Raw genomic sequence first — 22,242 nt, 5'->3', positions numbered from 1 at the left:
GGTTTAAAACCTCGCCAGCGGCATGTAGGCAGTAAGGTCTATCGCGGAGGTAACTCGGTATGACAGATAAAAATAGCGTTATTCAGGTTGGCGTTGCAGAAGTAGATATTACGCCAGACTATCCGATTCGGCTCAGTGGTTATGGGAGTCGCCGCACAGAATCCGACGGTATTATCCAGCCGATATGGTCGAAGGCACTTGCTATCGGTAATGATACAGATGAACCGGTTGTTTTAGTGACGGTTGAAAATTGCGGTTTACCGGATGAACTCACCGAAGAGGTATCGCGCCGAATCAAGCAGAAAACAGGGATTTCCCGCGCCCACTTTGCAGCATGTTTTACGCACACGCATAGCGCGCCCTGTCTAACAAACGCCGCGCCGTTTCTATTTAGTTCGGATATACCGCCGGAACAACAGGAAACGATTGATAAATACACCCAGCAACTTACCGACTGGATGGAAGCCGTCGCACTGGAAGCACTCGCAAATCGCGAGCCATCACGGTTGACATGGGGTATTGGAGAACTCGGATTCGCCAAAAATCGGCGAACCGAGGGTGGACCGGTGGATCACTCACTGCCGTGTATGCAAGTCAGGGATTTAGACGGCACACTGCGCGCTGTGTGGGCAAGTTACGCTTGCCACTGTACAACATTGGCTGGAACGGACAATCATATCTGCGGCGACTGGGCAGGATACGCACAAGATGCGATCCAAGACGCACTTCCGGGCGTAACTGCCTTAATCACAATCGGATGTGGTGCCGATGCAAACCCCGAATCACGAATGATGCCGATGCCAGATGGGGAAGAAGAAGTCTTTAGTACTCGCCTCGCGTATGCAAAAGCACACGGAGAAGCACTTTCAGAGGAAGTCCAACGGATGCTGAAAAGGGATGCCAATCCACTCTCTAAAGTCCCAAGGGGTGCGTTTGAACGAGTGAATCTGCCGTTTGATACACTGCCGACCCGTGAAGAATGGGAGGCACGTGTAGCAGCAGGCGGTCACGATGCCTATCATGCACAAAAACACCTCGAACGCTTACAGAAAGGACAGTCGATACAAACGGAACTCTCTTATCCCGTACAAGCGTGGAGTTTCGGCGATGAACTCGGTGTTGTTTTCCTTGCCAGTGAAGTCGTTGTTGATTATTCACTGCGTCTGAAGAACGAGTTAGATGCCGAAAAGTTGTGGGTAGGGGCATACGCAAATGCGTTTCCGTGCTATATCCCATCGGAACGCGTGTTAGCCGAGGGCGGCTATGAGGGTGGTGGTGCGATGCTCTATTTCGGTCCACCAACTCGATTCGCCACCGGCGTTGAGCAGTTGGTGATTGACACAGTGCATCGGCTGTTGCCAGAGAATTTCTCAAGGGGATGATCTTATGAAAACAGTATTTACGGTACTTGTGATGCTCCTGATGGTGTTGATGCCCGAAGGAGATCATCTCATGAGAACGACAGTCGCCCAATCACCAAGTGTTCCAGAAGGGATGGTACTTATTCCTGCAGGCGAATTTCAGATGGGCAGCACCGACTCTGAGGGAGATAGCGACGAGCTGCCCGTACATACCGTCTACTTGGATGCGTTCTATATGGACATATTCGAGGTGACTGTCGGTCAGTATAACGAATTTGTCCGAGCCACCGGGTATACACCTTTAGGGAATCAGGTTTTGAATCTTTCACCAACGGATTGGCATCCTGTTGTTGGTGTGAATTGGTATGATGCCATGGCTTACGCGACATGGGCGGGTAAACGGTTACCGACTGAGGCAGAATGGGAAAAAGCTGCCCGCGGCGGTTTAGCAGGTAAGAAGTATCCGTGGGGTGCCACGCCGCCGGACGGAACACAGTGTAACTTCGCCGATATGCTCGCAGGGCATCTTGAATGGGCAAATCTGGACGTTGATGATGGTTATGCACATTCCGCACCAGTTGGAAACTTCCCACCAAATGGATATGGATTGTATGATATGGGTGGCAATGTGCGTGAGTGGTGTCTTGACGCGTGGGATGCTGATTTTTATGCGAATTCCCCGCGTCAGAATCCGTTTGCTGATGGGAGTTTGGAAGATGTTTTATCTAATTTCAAGACGATTACATCTGCGCGTGTGACGCGCGGCGGTTCTTGGTGGACACCACCGGATTTTCTGCGTGTGGCTTTCCGAAATGAGAGCAGCCCATCAGCCGCATATATCAATAACGGGTTTCGCTGCGTGAAGGATATCGCCCCTTAAAACTGTTTGTAGACGCGGTTGAATGTTTAGTGCATAAGATAGTTCACGGCGATATGAATTTGCTTGCGAGTGGTTCTACCTGCCTATGCATTGCTGTACCGCCAATCCAACCTGCAAATCCGACAACGATTGTACCCACAGTAAATATAAGGGCATTCACATAGCGATGGATTCGGGACCATCCTTCGCTGGCTGCACGATCATTTTCTATAAACAGGATAGACACAACTATAATCACTGATATTCCTACAGTTATGGCTATCCCGATCCATGGCTCCAGTTTAGTCCAGTCAAGAATAAAAGCCCACATGCCCGCCAAAATCCCAATGCTGTAGAGTGAAAACCACTTTAAGGTAGGGGCAGACCAAGCCTTTTTAGGTTTCTTTATAAAACCACGAAAAGAGCGAAATTGACGACGCAGGTCAGAGTTCGCACGATTTTGGACTTGTTCCATGGAACCGTCAGACATTTTGATGCCCCTAATTGAAAAAAGAAGGCGCGATTGGAACATCGCACCTTCCACTTTTTTCACTAAATCAAACCCGTTTCCGAAAGCGTATTCCGCAAGGACTCAAGGTTCGCAGACACCATTGGTGCGAGCGGCAATCGCAGTTTCCCGTTGAGTTTGCCCATCAACTGGAGCGCGGTTTTCGCAGGGATCGGGTTCGTCTCAATAAAGAGATCAACCGCCAGCGGCAACGTTTTATAGTGAAGTTTTTGGGCGAGTTCAAGATTCCCCGCATGGAAAGCATTACACATCTCCGCAACATCTGCCGGTGCGATGTTCGCCACAACTGAAATAACACCCTTACCACCAACAGCCATGATTGGTAGGGTGTTGACATCATCACCGGAAAGCACGACAAAGTCATCGGGGCATAAGTTGACGACTTCGCTGGCGCGTTTCAGTTCGCCAGTCGCTTCCTTGAGAGCGACGATATTCGGGTGCTCCGCAAGCCTTGCGATCGTAGGTGAAAGGATGTCAGTCCCGCATCGTCCAGGGACATTGTAGACAACGATCGGGATGTCCACCGTGTCGGCGATTTTCATGTAGTGGGCATATAACCCCTCTTGGGTCGGTTTGTTGTAATAGGGGGTGACAATCAGGGCAGCATCCGCACCGGCGGCTTTCGCGTGCTCTGTCGCACGCAAGGTGCGTGTCGTCGAGTTGGAACCCGTGCCAGCGATAACAGGCACCTGCCCACTCACAGTTTCGACGGTGAGTTCTATCACCCTATCGTGTTCAGACTCAGACAGCGCAGGAGATTCACCTGTTGTGCCACACGGAACGATGCCGTGTGTGCCGCCGTCAAGCTGAAATTGAATCAGTTCCTTGAGTTTCGATTCGTCAAGCGATTCATCGTCCTTAAATGGTGTGACGAGTGCAACATAAGAGCCTTGAAACATGTAAACCCTCCTTGCTGGCTACGGAAACCCAACGGTGTGGGTTTTCCTGCTATTTTTAATAATCCCATGCGTCTGTTGTGAGTTCACCGACGTAGATAACGCGAGCATCGCCTTCGAGGTAGACGTTTTGAGCTTCTCCGTTTTCTACGTCAAAATGGATTTTAAGAACCACGCCACTCGCTGTTTTGACGGCAACAGGAGATACAACTTTTCCTAATGTCGCAGCGACAATAGCGGAAGCGATTGAACCTGTGCCACAAGCGAGCGTCTCATCTTCAACGCCACGTTCATACGTCCGGATGTCAATTAATCCCGATGACTGAACACGGATAAAATTCGCATTAGTGCCATTGGGTTTGAAATCGTCATGATAGCGTGTCTGTTGTCCTAAGTCAAATACATCCGTTCCTTCCAAGTCCTCTACAAAGAAAACAACGTGCGGTACACCGCTGTTCGCGAACCCAACGGTATGCATCCCATCGTCTAATTGGAGTGGGACATTGAGTCGAATGTCCGTGGGATCACTCATACGGACTTTAACGCTCGTACCCACTATCTCGGATTCATAAATTCCAGCGTTCGTCAGAAACCGCATTTTTTCAGACGCGATTCCATTCAGATAGGCGAACTTAGAGATACAGCGTGCGCCGTTTCCACAGGTCTCTACTTCACCACCATCAGCGTTGAAGTAGCGCATGCGAAAATCGACATCGTCCGCTTTTTCGACGAGCAGAACACCATCAGCTCCAACCGACATACGGCGTTGGCAGAGTTTTTGCACAAAATCTGTATCGGTGCTATCAACAATTTCCGCCAGATTATTAATGATGACAAAATCGTTACCCGCACCGCTGAGTTTCATAAAGGGTATTTTTTCCATTCCAGGTCCTTTACTGCAAAGGTATAGTTTTAGTTTATGATAATATTATGTGGTTTTCAAGTCAAGTGTTTTTTCAGGCTCCCGGAATCCTATTCCTATGAGAACCCTAACATTAGCGCATGCGTCCGGAGTTCCGATACAATGCCTAAAACACCGTCGTAACTATCACATGTAACAAGACGATAGCGAAAGGGTTTGACGTGTGGGATGCCCTTAAAATAGTTGCTATAGTGCCGCCGCATCTCAACGAGACCGAGTTTTAATCCTTTCCATTTAATGGAAAAGTCGAGGTGTTTTCTAAAAACCTTGATGCGTTCATCTATGGAAGGCGGTGGGAGCAATTCACCTGTTGCGAAATAGTGTTTTATCTCGTCGAAAATCCACGGGTAACCGATCGCAGCGCGTCCGACCATGATACCGTCAACACCGTATTGCTGCCGCATCTCTGCCGCTTTCTGTGGACTATCGACATCACCGTTGCCGAAGACAGGGATCGTCATACGCGGGTTATCTTTAATCCTACCGATGAGCGTCCAATCGGCATCTCCTTTATACATCTGTCGGCGGGTTCTGCCGTGAATAGCGATTGCCTGTATACCGACATCCTGTAGCCGTTCGGCAACCTCAACGATGTATTTCGTTTTATCGTCCCAGCCGAGACGAGTTTTGACGGTGACGGGCAACTGCGTGGCTTTGACCATTTCGGCAGTCATTTTCACCATCTTCGGTATGTCTTGTAGGATACCGGCACCTGCCCCTTTGCATGTAACCTTCTTGACAGGACACCCATAGTTAATGTCGATGATGTCAGGTTGGACCTTTTCGGTAATCTCGACAGAGGCGCGCATGGAATCAATGTCGTGCCCAAAGATTTGGATGCCGATGGGTCTTTCGGCTTCAAAAATGTCCAATTTGGCAACACTCGGTGCCGCGTCACGAATAAGTGCTTCGGAGGAGATGAATTCGGTGTACATGAGATCCGCACCATTTTCCTTGCAGACGGCGCGGAAAGGCGGATCGCTCACATCTTCCATCGGTGCGAGCAATAGTGGGAAGTCTGGGATATTGAGATTGCCGATTGTTAACATGGTGTATTATTTGTGAGGTGATTTCGTAAAAGATTTAATTATTAGATACGTCGCATGTATTCGTCATGTTTGCCGATCCAAAACCAGACGAGAGTGCCATCTTCTTCACGTGCTAAAGCGCGATAGTCCTTATTAATACGAGCAGACCAACGCGTGCCTACTTTCTTTAAGTGCAGGGCAGGATGCCTTGGATCTTGCTTCAGCAGCTCAAAACCTTTGTCGGCAAGTCGCTGAACCTCTCGCGGCAGATTTTCATAGTATGTCCAAAACCTATGAGTGGTCCTATAAATCTTTGCACCTACCTGCCCGTAAATCCTCAAGGGCTTCATCGAAAAGTCGGTCTAATCGACCGGCTTTCACGTCTTCTTCAAATTGCTCACACCAGGCCTCCCATTCATCTGCCAGAGTTTCATGAAGTTCGGTTTTAAGAGTTTTCAGCAATTCCTCTTGCGTGTCTTTTTCTCGCTTCAGCTCAGGAACTTCCTGTATCCATCCTATCCATTTACTGCCATTTTTTTGAATGTGGGCAGTATAGGTTTCAAGGTAGTCTTGATATTGGATTTTGAAGGTCTGAATTTTTTCCATGTTTGTCTCCTTGGGTTCAATTTTCTTGAAAAGATATTATAGGTCGAATCGAATTATAGATCTTTGCACCTACCTGCCCGCAAATCCTCAAGTGTTTCCTTGTAAAGTCGATCAAACCTTCCGGTTTTTATGTCCTCCTCGATCTGCTTATCCCACGCTTCCCAGTCGGCTTCTAAAGTTTCATAAAGTGTGTTTTCAAGGGTCTTCAGCAATGCTGCTTGTGTACCTTCCTCACATTTCACCTTGGGGTATTCTTGTATCCATCCTATCCAGCTACTGCCGTTTTTTTGAATCTGGGCAGTATAGGTTGTTTCGTATTCCGCATCGTAGATTTCAACGGTCTGAATTTTTTCCATTTGTGCCTCCTTGGGTCGAATAAAATCTCAATCTCATGACTCATTAAAAGGCGGATCGGATCTGTCGCATGTATTCGTCATGTTTCCCGATCCAGAACCAGACGAGGATGCCATTTTCTTCGCGTGCCAGCGTTCGGTAGTTAATGCTGACTTTTGCTACCCAGTACACGCCAACTTTTTTGAGATTGAGGGATGGATGTCTTGGATCTCGTTTCAGCAGTTCAAACTTTTCGTCTGCAAGTCGTTGAACCTCTCGTGGCAAGTCCTGATAGTTTTTCCAAAACTCAGCGTTAGTTTTATAGATCTTTGCACCTACCTGCTCGCAAATCCTCAAGGGCTTTTTCACCAAGTCGATCCAGTCTTCCGGCTTTTATGTCCTCCTCAATCTGCTTATCCCAAGCGTCTGCCCGAGCTATTAGGACCTCGTGAAGTTCGTTTTTGAGGACTTTCAATAGTGCGTCTGGCGTACTTTCCTCGCATTTTATTTCGGGAACTTCTTGTATCTGTCCTAACCACCCCGCCCCATTTTTTTCGATGTGAGCAGTATAGGTGTCTCCGTACTCCGGATTTTGGATTTTGAAGGTCTGAATTTTTTCCATGTATGTCTCCTTATGTTCAATCTGTTTACGGTAAAGTTATTATACCCGCTCATTGTGTGAATGTCAAGACGATTTGACGCTTGACACTTTTCCTGTTTCGTGATAGATATAAGGACAGACTGTGGTAAAGCACTGTTCATTTACACCAATTCAATAGCGAGGTTTTTTTATGAGATGTATTTTTGTGGGTATCGAATATGCTGGAAAATCGACATTAGTAAACCTAATGACAGACTATTACCAACATCGGAAATTGAGAGTTCACGTAGATGATCACTTTACGATCCCCGATTCAACGCTGAGTCCTGAATCAAGAGCAGCGTACATCCATTTCCCAGAGGATGTAAAGGAACGAATGCAGCGGATGCAGCTTCAATACCACGTTGAGGTGATAAAAAACTATCCGAACACACTCATCGCCGGATGGCACATTGAGGAACTCGTTTACTCGTCTTTCTATGGAGATGACCCGGAAAGCACGTATTACTCGAAATATCATATCAATGCGCAGCGCGGCTATGAAACGCAGGTTATCGAAGCACGATTGCCAGATGTCGTGATGATCCACGTCACCGCCAGCGACGCGGCGATTAAGGAACGGATGAAAACAGATCCACACGAATACCAGATCATCAAGGAAGCCGATATTCCGGAACTGAATCGCTTGTTTCAAGAGGAGATTGACAAATCGCTGTTTACCCAGAGTGGACGCAAAATTGTGCTGGACACAACGAACAAAACACCGACCGAATCGCTTGATGAACTGCTACTACTCTCTGAACCGCTGATTACATTCGGCGAACTTGCTGTCCGTGCGATGGATGTCCCGGATACCGATTATCAGGTCCGCTATGAAAATGGTGTTCGGAAGACGATACCTGCATAAAAAAATGGCGAGGCACGGAGGCCTCGCTCTGCATATATCAGTTTTGAATTAAGGAACTCACAGAATGGCGGGGTTAGAAACCCCGCCAGCAGAAGGTTATGAGGTTATCTGCTTAAGGGATGCTCACGGTTCGCAATCGGGAACGGGACACGTCCGCCAGACAATTGAGATTCGTAAGCACCGAGAATCATCTCTAATGCAGCGACAGCGTCTTCAGCTGCAGAAATCGGTTTCCGGTCGTTTTCAATAGCATCAATAAGGTCTCGGATAGCCAGCTCATTCCCTTGAGAGAAAGGCGTTTGGTCTAAATCCATTGCCTCCCACTGCTGCTCTGGATTTGCAGGCACCAGCACCGGATACGGGTAGACCATCAGCCGATTCGCGACATCACCGCGAAGCGAGAAAATACCTTCACTACCGACGATCTCCATACCGTATCTGCCTGAACCAGCCTGATCTCTCCGGGACTCGAAGAAGCCGGAAACACCGCTTTTGAAAGCAAAGTAACTGTTGATGCAATCACCCGCGACGGCTCCCACAGGTTCTGTCGGTTTATGGTCATCACCGTATGCAATCTCTTTGCCGTTTGTTGTGACATGCGACTGCATCCATGCGACATCACCGACGAAGAAACGCATCATATTGAACGTGTGGGTGCCAAGGACAATCATATCCTCACCGCCACCGCGGTGATCCTGCTTGCCGCTGGCGTAGATGGCTTGGATCGTGCCAATCTTCCCTTCGTCAAGCATCTGTTTGATGGTATGCGTTGCGGGGAGGTAGACCGCTTGATGCGCCACAGCAACCTTTAAACCGTTTGCTTTCGCGGTCTCAACGATCTTATCACCGTCCGCGAGTGTACTCGTCATCGGTTTCTCGGAATAGACGCTGCATCCCGCCTCAAGACAAGCGGTTACCATATCGACATGTTCCGATGTCCAGCGCGGACAGACACTTACAATGTCAAGATCCTCTTTCTCAAGCATATCCCGATAATCAGCGTAGCTGCGCGAAGCACTCGCTTCTGCCGCCGCCTTCTCCCTGCCAGCCTCATCTGGATCAGAGACAGCGATGAATTCGACGTTCTCTATATCTTTATATGGGGTATGGAGTCCATGTCCGAAGTTGCCAGCACCGGTATGCCCAATCGCAGCGGCGCGATATGTTTTCTGACTCATTTTCTCTCCATTTCTGAGTTGTGATTTAGTATCCCTTCTGTTTGTCAACGACGTTGACTAAAGGCTCACCTTCCACGTAACGATGTAAATTATCAATAAAGAGTTGCATAGCGCGTCTCCGAATGTGCTGCGAAGACCCCGCGCTGTGTGAAGTTAAGATTACGTTCTCCTGTTCCCACAGAGGGTTTTCCGGTGGACACGGTTCTGTATACGTTACATCTAACCCAGCACCGGCTAATTTCGCACTCTGAAGTGCCTCGACCAATGCCTCTTCGTCAATAACCTTGCCACGACTGACATTCACAACGTAACTATCATCAGGCATCTGATTGAACTGTGCGTGCGATAAGAGTTTATGTGTTTCAGGCGTGCTTGGGCAACATACCATGAGGATGTTCGACTTCGCAAGAAACGCCATCAATTCATCTAAACCGAAGAGTTCTGACACGGTATCAGGTTTGTCAATCGGTTCTACATCAGCAGCGATGATATTAAATTCAAACGCCTGTGCACGTACTGCAATCGCCCGCCCGATGCCACCCAATCCGAGGATACCCATTGTCATACCCGCCAGTTCAACACACGGAACGCGCTCCCAATGCTTCGTCTTCATGAATTCCAATTGGGCCGGAATCCGCCGAGTGATGGACAAAAGTAAGGCAAAAGCGTGTTCTGCGATCTGCGTACCGTACAAGCCACGACAGTTGGTGAGTATAATATCACTCGCCTTGAAAGCAGGATACATAAATCCTTCAACACCGGCATGTGGTTGGTGCACCCAACGCAGCGCAGTCGCTTCCAGTATTGCATCTTCACCAAGGTGTCCAAACAAAATCTCAACATCAGCGATGTGTTCACGTAAGGATTCACCGTGTGGTAAAAAGTGTACCTCAACACCCGGTGGGACATCCGACAACATCTCCTCAATCTCTGGTGCCTGTCGACTTCCAATTAAGACCCTCATACGTCTCTCCAATGCGGGTTGTGTCATTCCCATCTATAGGTAACCGGATTAACCGCTAATTGAATCGGCGTGCTTTGCCCATTGAAAATCCAATTCACTGATGCCATCTGCATCGTGCGTCATCAAATCAATTGTCACACGGTTATAGACGTTGAACCATTCAGGGTGATGATTCATGGATTCCGCGATTAAGGCGAGTTGTGTCATAAAACCGAACGCTGTAACAAAGGTATCAAACTGGTATTCTTTATGTAACTTACCGTTCTCCACTGTCCAACCGTTGAGTTGTTCAAGGTTTTCCTGAACCTCAGCATCTGAAAGTTTTTTCGCTGCCATTGTCTTCTCCTCAAATTATGAAAGTCATTTAGCGATATGTAGGCGTAAAATTTCTGTAAAGCAAACAATTTTCCCAATGTTATAGTAGAACCCGAAAATAAGAGGCACTTTGGAAAACACAAAACACCTCACCACCGCTGGCGAGGATTGTATCCTCGCCCTTCTGCAAGGTCAATTAATTGTAGGTTTTACTATAAGTGCAAACTAAGGGCATTTATGGTGCCGCTCCCTTGTGGAAGCCGTTTCTAATCGCGATTACTGACGACTGACGACTGAAAACTGAATGCGTCTGAAATTGTAGTGGAAAATATAAATAAATGCAAGTTAAAATAGTAACAGTGCTCTTCATCATGACGTTCTTAATTTCTCGTAATCACACGTTGCGAGTATGTATCGTAATAAAAAAGGCTTTAAATTTAAATAGGAGGCACCAATGCCAGGAGCAACGACCCTTTATTTTCCAGAAGTAGGACCCCAATGGCAAGATTGGGTCCAAGTTACGAACGTGGGTACTGAAGATACCCGTATAACTGCGATAGCGAGACATGCTCGGAACGGACAACCGACCTGGTCCGCTGAAAAAACAGTAAGCTCCTTCCAGTCTTGGATACCAAACGTTGAGGAGATTAAAGAGAACTCCTCTATGCAGTTCACTGCGGACGAACCGATTGTGGCAGAACGGCACATGCACCAAGGTACGAATGTCCTTGATTTTGTCGGGGCAGCTGAAGAGTATGAAACAGTCGGACAACGACTTTTCTTCCCAGAATTAGTTTCTGGTGCCCACGATTGGTTTCGGGTTCTAAACGTCGGTGAAGCGGATGCGCACGTCAACATAACTGTCCGAAACAGAAATGGCGATGTACTCAGGCAGCGACACCACGTTATCGACCCTCTCTGTTGTTGGGATCTCAACGAAGGGGTTATGGGGAACGTTACCGGCACCGTAGAGATGCAAAGTTCACAACCCATTGTCGGTGAACGCCATCTCCACTATCAAGGAGGAAAGACATGTGTCGGGCAGTTCGGACAAGTGATTTCAGATGCGCCCCGTACACTCTTTTTCCCAGAGGTCGGACCCGCATGGCAAGATTGGGTCGTGATCGTCAACGTTGGAACAGAAGAAGCGGAAGTGACGATGATCGCACGTAAAGATGACAACGCGCAAGCCACATGGACAAAAAGAATGGATGGACTGAGACCTTTTCAGTGTTGGACACCACCTATAGACGACATTAATGTAAATTCCTCCGTAGAGGTCCGTAGCGATCAGCCGGTTGTCGCCGAACGACACATGCACAGCGGAACAGCCATTGTCGACCTCCCCGGAGCATCGGTCGAGGGGGGACAGGTCGGAATCCGACTCTTTTTCCCTGAAATTGCGGGTGGTGCATGGGACTGGTTCCGATTCCTTAACGTCGGAGAAGCAGATGCCTTGGTCAACGTCATCGTCCGCAATCGGCAAGGTGAGATTCGTCGGCAGGTGCACCGCCAAATCAAGCCGTTCCACTGTTCGGATATGGATGAAGGTGCCATGGGAAAAGTCCGTGGGACCGTTGAAGTGCAAAGCACACAACCGATTGTCGGTGAAAGACACCTACACTACCAAACGGGGCACAAAGGCGCGGTCGTAGGTGAATACGGTGTCGTGATTGGAGAGTAAAATGGCATGGATTCGCACTGTAGATGAAGCCGAAGCAACCGGTATCGTGAAAGAGGAATATGACGCTGCAATTGCACGGGCAGGACAAGTTTACAATATCGTCAAACTTCTCAGTGTCCGACCAAAAAGCATGCGTCCTTTTATTGAACTTTACATAGCGATAATGTTTGACGAGGACTCTCCGCTGAGCCGAATGCAACGTGAAATGATTGCAACTGTCGTCTCGAAAGTGAACGAATGCCACTACTGAATAATCGCACACGCGGATGAGTTGCGGGCACAATTCACAGATGCACAAATTGCACAGATTGTAACGGATTTTCACAAGGCCGATATTGACGAGACTACAAAAGCGATCCTTGAATTTGCTGGTAAAGTAACAAAAGCAGCAGCTACTGTTACGCCAGCAGACCTTGAACACCTCCGCAGCTATGGACTCACTGACGAAGCACTCTTCGCTATTGTGGAAGTCGTTGGCTTTTTCAGCTACATCAATCGGATAGCGGATGCGTTCGGCGTTGAATTGGACGATTTTTTGGAACTCAGGAGGGATTTTGATGAATCTAACGGATAAAATTGCGATTGTGACAGGCGCGGGACAAGGTATTGGTAAAGCGATTGCCATCAGACTCGCGAACGCAGGCGCGAATGTCGCTATCATGGATTTAAACATGGAGGCAGCCGAAGCGGTCGCACAGGAGATTGAATCTACTGGACGCAAAGCACTGCCCGTTCAGGCAGATGTTTCGGTTTCTTCAGATGTCAATGCTGCTGTCGAAAAAGTTATTTCCACCTTTGGTCGTGTTGACATTCTCGTCAACAATGCCGGGATTGCAGGACGCACACTTCCATTGACGGACTTAGAAGAGGCGGATTGGGACAGCGTGATAGGTGTGAATCTGACAGGTGTTTTTCTCTGTTGTAAAGCCGTGATTGCTCCCATGATCGCGCAGGACTACGGCAGGATTGTGAACATCGCCTCGATTGCTGGCAAGGAGGGTAATCCGACGCTCATCCCATATTCCGTATCTAAGGCGGGGGTCATCTGCTTAACGAAGGCACTCGCTAAGGAGGTAACGGACTATAATATCCGCGTGAATGCAGTGTCTCCAGCGGTCATTGAAACACCGATATTGGAAGGTATGGCACAATCAACCATTGATTATATGGTGGGTAAGATTCCGTTGGGACGCGTTGGGAAACCGGAGGAAGTCGCTGCTGTAGTGAATTTCTTAGCGTCAGATGAAGCAAGTTTTGTGACAGGGCAGTGCTACGATGTCAGTGGCGGAAGAGCAACGTATTAGATAATTGGCTGTCAGTTGTCAGTTAAGAGGTTTTCGTTTAACAAAGTTCTCTTGTAACTGACAACTTTAACCATCAACTCGCGCCTTCGTAAAAGTATCTGTAGACGAGTTGATGGTTAAAACTGATAACGACTTACTCCGCAATACAGTAGAGATACTGACCGCCACGGAGATATAACTCTGAACCGACAATCGCGGGCGATGCGTTGAAACTATCGTCCAGGGTGTTTTCCGCTATGATGCTAAATTCAGGACCGTGCTGGATAACGTTGACGACACCGTTCCGTCCAGCGATATAGACGCGATCCCCTGCTCCAACAATGGACGCATAGACACCGGAAACGCCCTGTAACCGCTTAGGTCCATAGTGTGCTTCCCCCGTTTTGATATCGAAGGCGGTGAGGATGGCTCTGTTCTCCTTTAAGAAATAGATTGCATCCTTATAGAGGAGTGGTGATGGTACATACGGCGTATCCCGATTATATTCCCAGGCAATTGCGCCAGAATCGGTAATATCACCACTTGCCTTAGCAAGGTAAACTGCCTGCAATTCACTACCTCGGAAACCGCTCATAAGATAAACAAACCCTTCAGCAGCAACAGGTGAAGGAATACTGTTAGCAGTCAAGCCGTCGCCATCCCATAACAGTTTTCCGGTCTCCAAATCGTAACTACGAACACGATTCGTACCTGTCGTAATTACTTGTGCTTTTCCATCATGTTCTACAACAACAGGCGAAGACCAAGTCGTTCTTTCATCGCGATCGGTCTTCCAGAGTACATCCCCTGTCCGCTTGTCAAGCGCGGTAATAAAGGAATCACCTTCGTGGTCTTGCTGGATAACAAGTGTGTTTCCATGAAGGACAGGCGAACTTCCTTCACCGAATGTGTTCCTCTTATACATTGTACCGATGTCTTTTTCCCACTTCACATTGCCCATCATATCCACGCAGTAGAGTCCGCGTGAACCGAAATAGGCGTAGATGTGCTCACCGTCGGTGACCGGCGAGTTTGAAGCGTAAGTGGCATCCCCGTGCGTTCCTTCATGCGGTTGTATTTCTCGAAGCGTCTTCTGCCAAAGAATACTTCCATCGCTCCGATTGATGGCGAGAAGGTCAAATTTATACAGTGGCTCCTTATTTCCTCCGAAGAAGCCGCCGAATGGATTATCATCCCCCTCAGACTCGTTTGCCTTAACCTCAATAGCCGTCTGGATGAAGATTTTGTCCTCCCAGATAATTGGTGCAGCATGTCCGGTCCCGGGGATAGCGATTTTCCAACGGATGTTTTCGGTTTCACTCCATGTCGTCGGAGGGTTAGCATCGACAGCGGCACCCGTAGCATGCGGTCCGCGCCAATGATGCCAGTTTTTCTCAAAACCGACCGGCTGTGAGGCAAACACCACAACCGCTGCTAAAGCAAAGATACAAATCGTCAAAATTGCAATTCTTTTCATCTTTCACTCCTTTCATTTTACTTAGGACTTACGCAAGTTTTTGGTAAATTTTAAGGCCCGCTCACTGCTGGCGAGGTTTTAAACCTCGCCAGCAAAGAGGGCTGCGTAAGTTCAGTCCCTGTAAAGGTAGGTGTATATAAGTAAACATAGGTTTAACTTAAAATATCTTCAATGACGAGAGGTTGCGCCAATTCATTGTTCGCGGCTTCCAGTTTCTCACGACTTGAAACGGCACACACCGCGGCTTTATCTCCGTTTTCCTCCAAGAGTTGGAGCAATGCACGTTTCACCTCAGTAGGGGTGGCACGTCGGAGTTGTGCGTAGCGTTCCTCTCGCATCTCGCGCGTCTGACCAACGAGATGGTGACTCAGTGCCTCTCTTGCTGCGGAACTTGGACGAATCGGTCTCTCACCATCTTTTGCCGTAGCGATAATCGCGCGGTCTATGTCTGTCTGTGTCCATTCTACCTGTTTAACATAGTCAACGGTTTCCTCAAAGACATTGATCGTGCGTGCGACGTGTGGATCGCGAAACGAGGATTGACAGAGAACTGCTTCATAAGGACTATAACTAAACCGCGCACCATAGGCGTTGCCCTTAAAGCGGATTTCACTCAGTATGTAATCCAGTCGAATGAGATGTGCGCCAATTGTCAGCAGCGTCGAATCCGGATGGGAGTAGTGCGGTGCCGGCATTACGTGCGCGCAGTGCGCAATCTGAATGGGACCGGCTAATCCCTCTCTCGGTGGTGTCTCAAACTGCGGGAACGCAATTGGCTCTGAGGTAACGGGTTCGTCCCGCATCGCGTCAAGCCATTCACCAAGCTTGGTTCGCGTTGTGTCAAAAGCCGGATCGGAACCGGTGAAGCTGATGGTCACCCGTCCACGTGCTAACAGGAAATCGCGAATCCCTTCTATATGACCCATAAGGTCGGTGTTAAGTTCGTCAAAATTGTTAAGGAGGGTTTCGCTATTGCGGAGTTGTGGCAGACCATAGATGATCTCAGCGAGATGCGCGTTCGATGAGAGTCCGCGCGAAGCATGATGAATTGCGGTACTTGAGCCGTCGTGGATCATTTCTGTCTGGTATTCCGCAACAGCCTGGACCATCACATCTCTAAGACGTTCCGTGTCGCGTGGATTCACAGCGAAAAGTAGATCGTGCAGGACATCCAACGCGGCATCCATTTTACCATCAAGTGCTTTCAGGTGAAAGGACATGCTCTGCATGAAACGATTCGGGTCAAGCGCGTATGTAGAAAACCCGGGTGAGCATCCAATCCCACCGGTGACCGCTGATGTTCGTTGTGCCATTTCTTCGTAATTCATATCAGCGGCACCGAGTTTGCTAATAGCATCGGTATATCTGGGTAGATACGTCCAGAGATGCTCTGGCAACCCTTGCAAATCGAAGTTTAGCACAAGATAGTTGACACCGTTGGCAAAAACATCGCTGCGGAGCAGGACCTGTTCACCGATATTTTCAACCGTTGTGGGAATATGTTTCGGTTTTTCAGGGAGATCGCTGACTTGGAGTTGTGGCAGATTCGCGAGTGCTTCCGGTGAATTCGGGACGCCATTAAGACGTTCAAGTTCAGCAGCATCGGCGGCAATTCGCTGGACTTCTTCATCAGTCAACTGTGACCGCGTTTCCTTCATCCGTTCAACGAGTTCAGCGTCCGTTTTTGACTGCATGTCACCATCGGGAGAGAGTACATTCGTCAGGCGATGCGGGTTCTCAATAAACCTTTCCCGGATCAATTGGTTGAAAATTGATGGATTTTCCAGCCACTGCTCACGGACATCAGTGAGGCTTTCTCCCATCTTCAGGAAGGTGTCAGGATCTTTTTCATATATCCAGCCTTCGATGACGCGGTAGAGCATGCGAAGCGGGAACATTGACGCGACTTCTTGATAATGATAGGTTGCTTGTTGAAAGGCTGCTTCCACTTTTTCGCTATCAATCTCTGAATCCGCAATCTGTGTTAGGGTGTCATTGACCAGCTGCGTAAACGCTTCAACGCGATCCGCTTCACTCCCCTTGAGTGCGATGTAAAAAGTGGCTGCGGGTCCAATAGAGCTTGCACCAGAAAACACGATGTCAGCACCGAGCTTGGAATCAATAATCGCCTTACGGAGAGGTGCCGCTTCGTTGCCAAGCAGAATGAGACTCAAGATTCGACCCAAGACAACCTCTTCTGGGTTGGTTGCATCTCCGATGATCCAACTGAGCATGAGATACGTCTTTTCTGTAAGCGGTTCATCCGCCCCAACAGGGTAGGTATCCGTTACAAGTCGTGGCGCGTCCCACTTCGGTTGGTGCGTGACTTCCGGTCGCAAGGGGCGCAGGGCAGCACTTGCAGCGTTTTGGGGGATCCTATCCAACTTATCAGCGAGGAACGCAAGATAATCGCTCGTTGGAATGTCACCGTAAAGGACAAAATAACCGTTGCTCGGATGATAATAGGTTTCATGGAACCCTTTGAGCTGCTCATAAGTCAAATCCGGGATGGCATCTGGATCACCACCCGATTCCCAAGCGTAAAGAGTATCGGGAAGCAGTTGACAAATCATTGATCGGTATAAACGAGCCTCGGGATCTGAGAATGCACCTTTCATCTCGTTATAGACGATACCTGTTATCTTTAAATCGCCGGTCGGATCCTCTGGATCAACGGGAGCGAGGTGATGTCCTTCGCGCTTGAAGGTGTTCTCCGTCAATAAGGGATGGAAGACCGCGTCAAAGTAGACTTCCGCTAAGTTGAAGAGATCTTTTTTGACGTTGCTTGATACCGGATAGCAGGTAAAATCAGCACTCGTCATGGCGTTAATAAATGTCGCCATGCTCATCTTAATCATCTCAAAAAAGGGTTCTTTAACCGGAAATTTGTGTGAGCCTGCCAAAACCGCGTGCTCAAGGATATGCGGTACACCGGTATCATCCGATGGCGGGGTTGGGAAATTAATAGAGAAAAGATTTTCCGTGTCGTTTGTATAGAGATGTAACAGGCGTGCCCCGCTATGCTGATGTGTTAACTCAATGTTTACCGATCGCAATTCATGAATCGGTGTGACGGATTTTACCTCAAAGCCGTGAAGTTGTTCGCCAGGGCGTAAGTTTACCTCTGGTGTCCGAGTCGTGTCCAATACTTTAACCTCCGTGGTTCAGTTTTATTTTTCGTTTTTTGCTAAGTTTGCACAAACGAGTTCATTGTCGTTTCGTGCAAAGACGTGCTTATAGGCAAACGCCGGATGTGCCCATGTAACGCCGCCTCTTCGGTTCAATTGGTCGCGCGTCGGTTCGATTAATTTGGCGCGACTGATAATGTTAAGTCCTTCGGGAGAAAGTTCCGTGATGAGAAGTTCACCATGTTCGTTGAACATCCATACCCTATTATCCGATGCTGCTGGATGACTGACGAAATGGATATTGCTCCAGCGTGCTTTCCGTACAGCGGTGAGGTCTTCCCAAATCCGATCACCGTTTCCTGCGTCAAGACAGCGGAGTTCGCCATAACTATCCACGCCATAAATGTAATCGCCTATTCGGACAGGTGTTGCCATAGTCGTCTGAAGCGCATCGGTGTTCTGTTCGTTTTTTCCCTTACGGTGCCAACCGAGTTCGACTGCTAACTTATCCGTTGGCAGCTTCAGGAGCAGAGACCCTTGACGGAATTCTGTGACGAACAATTCATTCTGATTGAAAATAGGAGTCGCGATAGCGATCTCAAAACTTTCCGGTGGAAATGGATAAAGCCAGTGGATTTTTCCTGTTTGTGGGTCAAGTGCGGCGATATTAGCACCTGTCCAACAAATTAGGACACGTTTGCCTGCTTGCGTAATGACAATCGGTGCCGAATAGGAGGCGTTATCGTCCAATGCTTTCCACTTCTCTTCGCCGGTTTTCCGATCAAAGGCAACGATACAAGCATCTGGCTTCCCGCCGATTTGAACGATCAGGTTTCCACCTTCAACAATGGGTGCACACGCGATGCCCCAGATCGGCATGTGAATATCATATTCCGCATTGAGATCTCTTTTCCATACGACTTCACCAGTAGTAGCATCGAAACAGTGTAGATGTCCCATCGCACCTAACGCATAAGCGAGTCCATCATGAACGGTAACATTTGCACGTGGTCCTGCCGTATAGTCGATTTTATAGACGCAATCGTAAGTATAAGACCAAAGTGATTCACCTGTTTCCCAATCGAAGCAGTGAACGCGCTCAACCTGTTTCGGTTTTGTGAGTCTGTCCGTGACGTATACGCGCCCATCAGCAACACTCGGTCCGCTATAACCACTGCCGATAGAGACACGCCAACGGAGCGGAATCTCTTCGTCTTCAAATTTTTCAATGATACCCGTTTCGTTCCAAACACCTTCTCGGTTTTCACCGCGCCACTGGTGCCATTCATCGGCAGTTGCGAATTGCACCTGTACGACTGTTATAGCAAATAGGGCAACAAATAAACATGTAAGCTGCTTCATAAGTTTTCTGTATAACTCCTCAGCCAGAGAACCATCTGTCGATAGACCTCTGGTGTCTCTTTATGTTCAATTTTTAGTTTTACTAATTCGGCATGCGGTCCATCGATTCGGCTCTGTTTGAGTGCCTCTGAATTCCGGTGTGTATCCCCTTGATATGTTATCTGTACCAAAGGTTCAAGATACGCGACATCAACACCGATGTCAATCAGATACTCCCAGATGAGCCGAGTTGCGCAGGTGCTGTTTCTGTTCTGAAATGCGGGAGGCTTGTGATCGAACCGGTAATTTTCAGGCGAGTATGTGTTCCCAACATCTACCACACAATCGGCATGCAGCATAAGTTTTTCAGGAACCTTGCGACTCACAAACAAGACCTCAGATTCACTCTCTCGGAAGAGAAAATCTTGGGCGATCCATGCGCTGACGATAGCATCAAGGTCTGGGTCTGCGTGTGTGATAATCTGTTTCAAAGCACACTCCTTCCACGCCTATCTATTATACCGAATTTACGGGAAACTTGTCAAGGGCACCACAGAAGCATTTATGGAGCTACCGGTAAATGTTTGCTTATTTCTATAATTCACCAATAACTCTGGGTGCTGCAAGTAAGTATCCATCAAAATAGAAACCGCTCTTATATTCCACCTCAGGGCAGAGACATAAGAGCGGAAAATTTCGGTTTTACTGTGAGGCTAACGTGTGACTTTGATATTACCCCAAATGACAGCTGCTTTCCCTGCCGGTTCAACATCTGTAAGCACATCGGCTTGCTGTGAAATGAAATCAATCATTTCAATAAGTATCTGTCCTCGTGGCAATTCACCATTATTTCCTTCTTGCATGCAGATACCGACGCGTCCGCTACTATCATTCAATTTGATAATACCGGGATCAAAGAACCCCGCACCGTTATCCCCGAAAGCGACTTCAACGCTCCACGGATCAACGATCTGTGCACTTTTGAAGGGTCTATTGGAGGTATACGCTTCAAGTGTTGGCGTATACTTTTCGCCATCGGCTGTAGGCTTAATCTGCGTACCGTCGCCCCACATATCGGCGTTGATATTGATAATCGTTTTCAGACCGTTTTCACCATTCGCACCACCACCTTCAGTAACATAGAAGATGTAATCGGCACAATTGAGAATGATATTTCCGCCGTAGAGGAAACGTTCAGCAATGGAATCATCTACCTGCGAATTTCCGGGGGTATAAAGGGTCGTCGGGAACCAACCGAAAATGATAAGGATATCTGCCTTACCATCATCGATACGTTCTTCTGCCCAAGGACCGATTTCTTCGTCAGTTTTGTAAACAACGTCACCAACGGATGAAACAGCGTTTTGAAGGTTATCAAAGACGATTGCGCGCTGAATATCTGCATTGTCTTTTGAAATCCATCCAGTGTTTTCGCTGAAGATAGCGACATCACCTAAAGCTGACGAACTTGAAACAATGCATGTAACCATCAACAAAACTAAAAATAATGTCAATACGTTGCGCATCATTAATTTTTCCTCTCTTTTTAAGTTTGCCCCGATGATACCAAGCATATTATCGGGACGATAAGTGTTAATAGAAGTTCCAACGACGTTTGGTTAGAATCTTGACTTAAGATGTCCCCACGTCGTAGTAACTTTTTGATTCGGGTCAACCGATTGGGGCCCGAGCACCTCAAACAGGTAATTATCGATCATTTCGGTGAAGAGCTCACCTCGTGGGAGATTGTCATCCCCTGGTACTTGGTAGGCAATTCCGATGCGACCATCAGTTTCGGTATCGTGAACAATCGCGGGATCCAAGAACCCTGCACCATTATCACCGAAAACCACCTCAACTTCCCAAGGATCGTCAATCTGTGCTTCCTTGAACGTTCGCGCTGAGGTAAACGCCTTGAGGGTAGGGGTATACTTTTTCCCATCAGCAGTGGGTTTAATAGCTGTGCCATCAGCCCACATATCAGCGTTGATGTCCATCATGTTCTTCAAACCCTGTTCTCCGTTAGCACCGCCGCCTTGCGTGACATAGAAAATATAATCCGCAGTGTTGAGGATAACATTTCCGCCTTCAAGGAATTCTTCAGCGATGGAACCGTCAGGATCAGCGTTACCGGGGGTGTATAAGGTTGTCGGAAACCAGCCGAATGTGACAATAATGTCAGAGACCCCATTATCCGTGTGATCTTCTGCCCAATCGCCAATCTGTTTATCGGTTAATATCACAACATCCGTCGGGGTTTTGAGCATTTTTTGCATTTCCAGACCTTCTCTGGCTGCAGCAGGTTGCCCCATCCAGCCGGCTTGCTCTGTAAAAATTGCTACCTTTCCCATTGGTGCAGATACACCAACACTCGGCAAAACCACTATTGCAGCAAGATATGCTGTTATAGCAGCCGCAAGGACTATTAATTTGCGCATCTTATCTCCTCTTATTATTCAAGTGTCCACTCCGTTATTATTGGAGAAAACATATACTACTATTATTGGAGCACCCACATAGGTAATTTTCCGTCAAATCCAAAAGCGTCGCACTTCTAACTGGAGTATTGTACTCAATTTGAAACTGGAACGTAGGTGAATTCCCCATGCGGCACTTCCACTTTACTGCCACTTGTTTAGTCAAATCTCTCCGAAAAAGGTTCGCGTTTTTGTATAGGTTTTTCCGAGATGGTGGCAGGATTTGGAGACACTCCAACAGTTAGGTCCACAAGATACGCGATTTTAAGATTTCAAACCTCGTCAGCAAGAAAACTGTACTGACATTTATCAAAGTTATTGTCACATTACTAAAGGCGTTGCCTAAGAGCGTG

The 22,242-nt window shown here is 47.9% G+C and carries 25 protein-coding genes; 7 read left to right on the top strand and 18 right to left on the bottom strand.

The window, feature by feature from the left end; translation table 11 throughout:
* Window positions 1-59: 59 nt before the first annotated feature.
* Together OXH39_22785 and OXH39_22780 are read left to right on the top strand one after the other, a co-directional pair.
* Window positions 60-1,382 carry a neutral/alkaline non-lysosomal ceramidase N-terminal domain-containing protein gene (locus OXH39_22785; protein MCY3553298.1) on the top strand — a complete coding sequence of 441 codons (1,323 nt, stop codon included), beginning with the start codon at window positions 60-62 and terminating at the stop codon, window positions 1,380-1,382.
* 4 nt (window positions 1,383-1,386) lie between these two features.
* Window positions 1,387-2,241: a formylglycine-generating enzyme family protein gene (locus OXH39_22780; protein ID MCY3553297.1), complete on the top strand. Its 855-nt coding sequence runs from the start codon at window positions 1,387-1,389 to the stop codon at window positions 2,239-2,241.
* 43 nt (window positions 2,242-2,284) lie between these two features.
* On the opposite strand, the gene OXH39_22775 is transcribed toward OXH39_22780, so the two are convergent.
* The 9 genes from OXH39_22775 to OXH39_22735 all read right to left on the bottom strand — a co-directional run bounded on the left by OXH39_22775 (window position 2,285) and on the right by OXH39_22735 (window position 7,156).
* Window positions 2,285-2,773: a hypothetical protein gene (locus OXH39_22775; protein MCY3553296.1), complete on the bottom strand. Its 489-nt coding sequence runs from the start codon at window positions 2,771-2,773 to the stop codon at window positions 2,285-2,287.
* Window positions 2,773-3,648 carry a 4-hydroxy-tetrahydrodipicolinate synthase gene (dapA, locus tag OXH39_22770; GenBank protein ID MCY3553295.1) on the bottom strand — a complete coding sequence of 292 codons (876 nt, stop codon included), beginning with the start codon at window positions 3,646-3,648 and terminating at the stop codon, window positions 2,773-2,775. Before dapA ends, OXH39_22775 begins: the two co-directional genes overlap by 1 nt.
* Window positions 3,649-3,703: 55 nt before the next feature.
* Complete coding sequence (gene dapF, locus OXH39_22765; protein MCY3553294.1) at window positions 3,704-4,528, bottom strand: diaminopimelate epimerase; 825 nt, start codon at window positions 4,526-4,528, stop codon at window positions 3,704-3,706.
* A gap of 95 nt (window positions 4,529-4,623) precedes the next feature.
* Window positions 4,624-5,616 carry a tRNA dihydrouridine synthase DusB gene (gene dusB, locus OXH39_22760; GenBank protein MCY3553293.1) on the bottom strand — a complete coding sequence of 331 codons (993 nt, stop codon included), beginning with the start codon at window positions 5,614-5,616 and terminating at the stop codon, window positions 4,624-4,626.
* A gap of 41 nt (window positions 5,617-5,657) precedes the next feature.
* Window positions 5,658-5,945 carry a hypothetical protein gene (locus OXH39_22755; protein MCY3553292.1) on the bottom strand — a complete coding sequence of 96 codons (288 nt, stop codon included), beginning with the start codon at window positions 5,943-5,945 and terminating at the stop codon, window positions 5,658-5,660.
* Window positions 5,899-6,201, bottom strand: coding sequence for a hypothetical protein (locus tag OXH39_22750; protein ID MCY3553291.1), 303 nt, complete (start codon window positions 6,199-6,201; stop codon window positions 5,899-5,901). The genes OXH39_22755 and OXH39_22750 overlap by 47 nt, the downstream gene beginning before the upstream one ends.
* 53 nt (window positions 6,202-6,254) lie before the next feature.
* Window positions 6,255-6,557: a hypothetical protein gene (locus OXH39_22745; protein MCY3553290.1), complete on the bottom strand. Its 303-nt coding sequence runs from the start codon at window positions 6,555-6,557 to the stop codon at window positions 6,255-6,257.
* A gap of 43 nt (window positions 6,558-6,600) precedes the next feature.
* Entirely contained in the window at window positions 6,601-6,819 is a 219-nt protein-coding gene (locus OXH39_22740) for a hypothetical protein (protein ID MCY3553289.1), read from the bottom strand.
* 34 nt (window positions 6,820-6,853) lie between these two features.
* Entirely contained in the window at window positions 6,854-7,156 is a 303-nt protein-coding gene (locus OXH39_22735; GenBank protein MCY3553288.1) for a hypothetical protein, read from the bottom strand.
* 169 nt (window positions 7,157-7,325) lie between these two features.
* Between OXH39_22735 and OXH39_22730 the strand changes: the two genes are divergently transcribed.
* Window positions 7,326-8,042: a hypothetical protein gene (locus tag OXH39_22730; protein ID MCY3553287.1), complete on the top strand. Its 717-nt coding sequence runs from the start codon at window positions 7,326-7,328 to the stop codon at window positions 8,040-8,042.
* 104 nt (window positions 8,043-8,146) lie between these two features.
* On the opposite strand, the gene OXH39_22725 is transcribed toward OXH39_22730, so the two are convergent.
* From OXH39_22725 to OXH39_22715, 3 genes are read right to left on the bottom strand one after another with little or no spacing between them, the layout of a single operon-like run.
* Complete coding sequence (locus OXH39_22725) at window positions 8,147-9,220, bottom strand: Gfo/Idh/MocA family oxidoreductase (GenBank protein MCY3553286.1); 1,074 nt, start codon at window positions 9,218-9,220, stop codon at window positions 8,147-8,149.
* 25 nt (window positions 9,221-9,245) lie between these two features.
* Complete coding sequence (locus OXH39_22720; GenBank protein MCY3553285.1) at window positions 9,246-10,184, bottom strand: D-2-hydroxyacid dehydrogenase; 939 nt, start codon at window positions 10,182-10,184, stop codon at window positions 9,246-9,248.
* Between the two features lie 48 nt (window positions 10,185-10,232).
* On the bottom strand, window positions 10,233-10,520 hold the full coding sequence (locus OXH39_22715; GenBank protein ID MCY3553284.1) for a 4a-hydroxytetrahydrobiopterin dehydratase: 288 nt from the start codon (window positions 10,518-10,520) through the stop codon (window positions 10,233-10,235).
* Between the two features lie 433 nt (window positions 10,521-10,953).
* Between OXH39_22715 and OXH39_22710 the strand changes: the two genes are divergently transcribed.
* Genes OXH39_22710 through OXH39_22695 form a run of 4 tightly spaced genes read left to right on the top strand, consistent with a single transcriptional unit; the run spans window position 10,954 to window position 13,487 of the window.
* A complete protein-coding gene (locus tag OXH39_22710; GenBank protein ID MCY3553283.1) occupies window positions 10,954-12,183 on the top strand; it encodes a hypothetical protein in 1,230 nt (409 codons plus the stop codon).
* Between the two features lies 1 nt (window position 12,184).
* Entirely contained in the window at window positions 12,185-12,433 is a 249-nt protein-coding gene (locus OXH39_22705) for a peroxidase (protein ID MCY3553282.1), read from the top strand.
* 21 nt (window positions 12,434-12,454) lie between these two features.
* Window positions 12,455-12,757 carry a peroxidase gene (locus OXH39_22700; GenBank protein MCY3553281.1) on the top strand — a complete coding sequence of 101 codons (303 nt, stop codon included), beginning with the start codon at window positions 12,455-12,457 and terminating at the stop codon, window positions 12,755-12,757.
* Window positions 12,741-13,487, top strand: a complete 747-nt coding sequence (locus OXH39_22695; GenBank protein MCY3553280.1) for an SDR family NAD(P)-dependent oxidoreductase — start codon at window positions 12,741-12,743, stop codon at window positions 13,485-13,487. The genes OXH39_22700 and OXH39_22695 overlap by 17 nt, the downstream gene beginning before the upstream one ends.
* 133 nt (window positions 13,488-13,620) lie before the next feature.
* On the opposite strand, the gene OXH39_22690 is transcribed toward OXH39_22695, so the two are convergent.
* The 6 genes from OXH39_22690 to OXH39_22665 form a co-directional block, all read right to left on the bottom strand.
* Window positions 13,621-14,943 carry a PQQ-binding-like beta-propeller repeat protein gene (locus OXH39_22690; protein ID MCY3553279.1) on the bottom strand — a complete coding sequence of 441 codons (1,323 nt, stop codon included), beginning with the start codon at window positions 14,941-14,943 and terminating at the stop codon, window positions 13,621-13,623.
* Between the two features lie 152 nt (window positions 14,944-15,095).
* Entirely contained in the window at window positions 15,096-18,089 is a 2,994-nt protein-coding gene (locus tag OXH39_22685) for an insulinase family protein (protein MCY3553278.1), read from the bottom strand.
* A gap of 24 nt (window positions 18,090-18,113) precedes the next feature.
* Entirely contained in the window at window positions 18,114-19,433 is a 1,320-nt protein-coding gene (locus OXH39_22680) for a PQQ-like beta-propeller repeat protein (GenBank protein MCY3553277.1), read from the bottom strand.
* Entirely contained in the window at window positions 19,430-19,903 is a 474-nt protein-coding gene (locus OXH39_22675; protein ID MCY3553276.1) for a hypothetical protein, read from the bottom strand. Before OXH39_22675 ends, OXH39_22680 begins: the two co-directional genes overlap by 4 nt.
* A 222-nt stretch (window positions 19,904-20,125) precedes the next feature.
* The gene (locus OXH39_22670) at window positions 20,126-20,941 is read right to left on the bottom strand and encodes a hypothetical protein (GenBank protein ID MCY3553275.1); all 816 of its coding nucleotides are present in this window, start codon (window positions 20,939-20,941) and stop codon (window positions 20,126-20,128) included.
* Between the two features lie 90 nt (window positions 20,942-21,031).
* Window positions 21,032-21,850, bottom strand: coding sequence for a hypothetical protein (locus OXH39_22665; protein MCY3553274.1), 819 nt, complete (start codon window positions 21,848-21,850; stop codon window positions 21,032-21,034).
* Window positions 21,851-22,242: the final 392 nt, after the last annotated feature.

It is taken from the genome of Candidatus Poribacteria bacterium (assembly GCA_026702755.1).
Taxonomy (GTDB): Bacteria; Poribacteria; WGA-4E; order WGA-4E; family WGA-3G; genus WGA-3G.
Note: the sequence above shows the minus strand (reverse complement) of the source record. Positions and strands in the feature narration are given on the sequence as shown.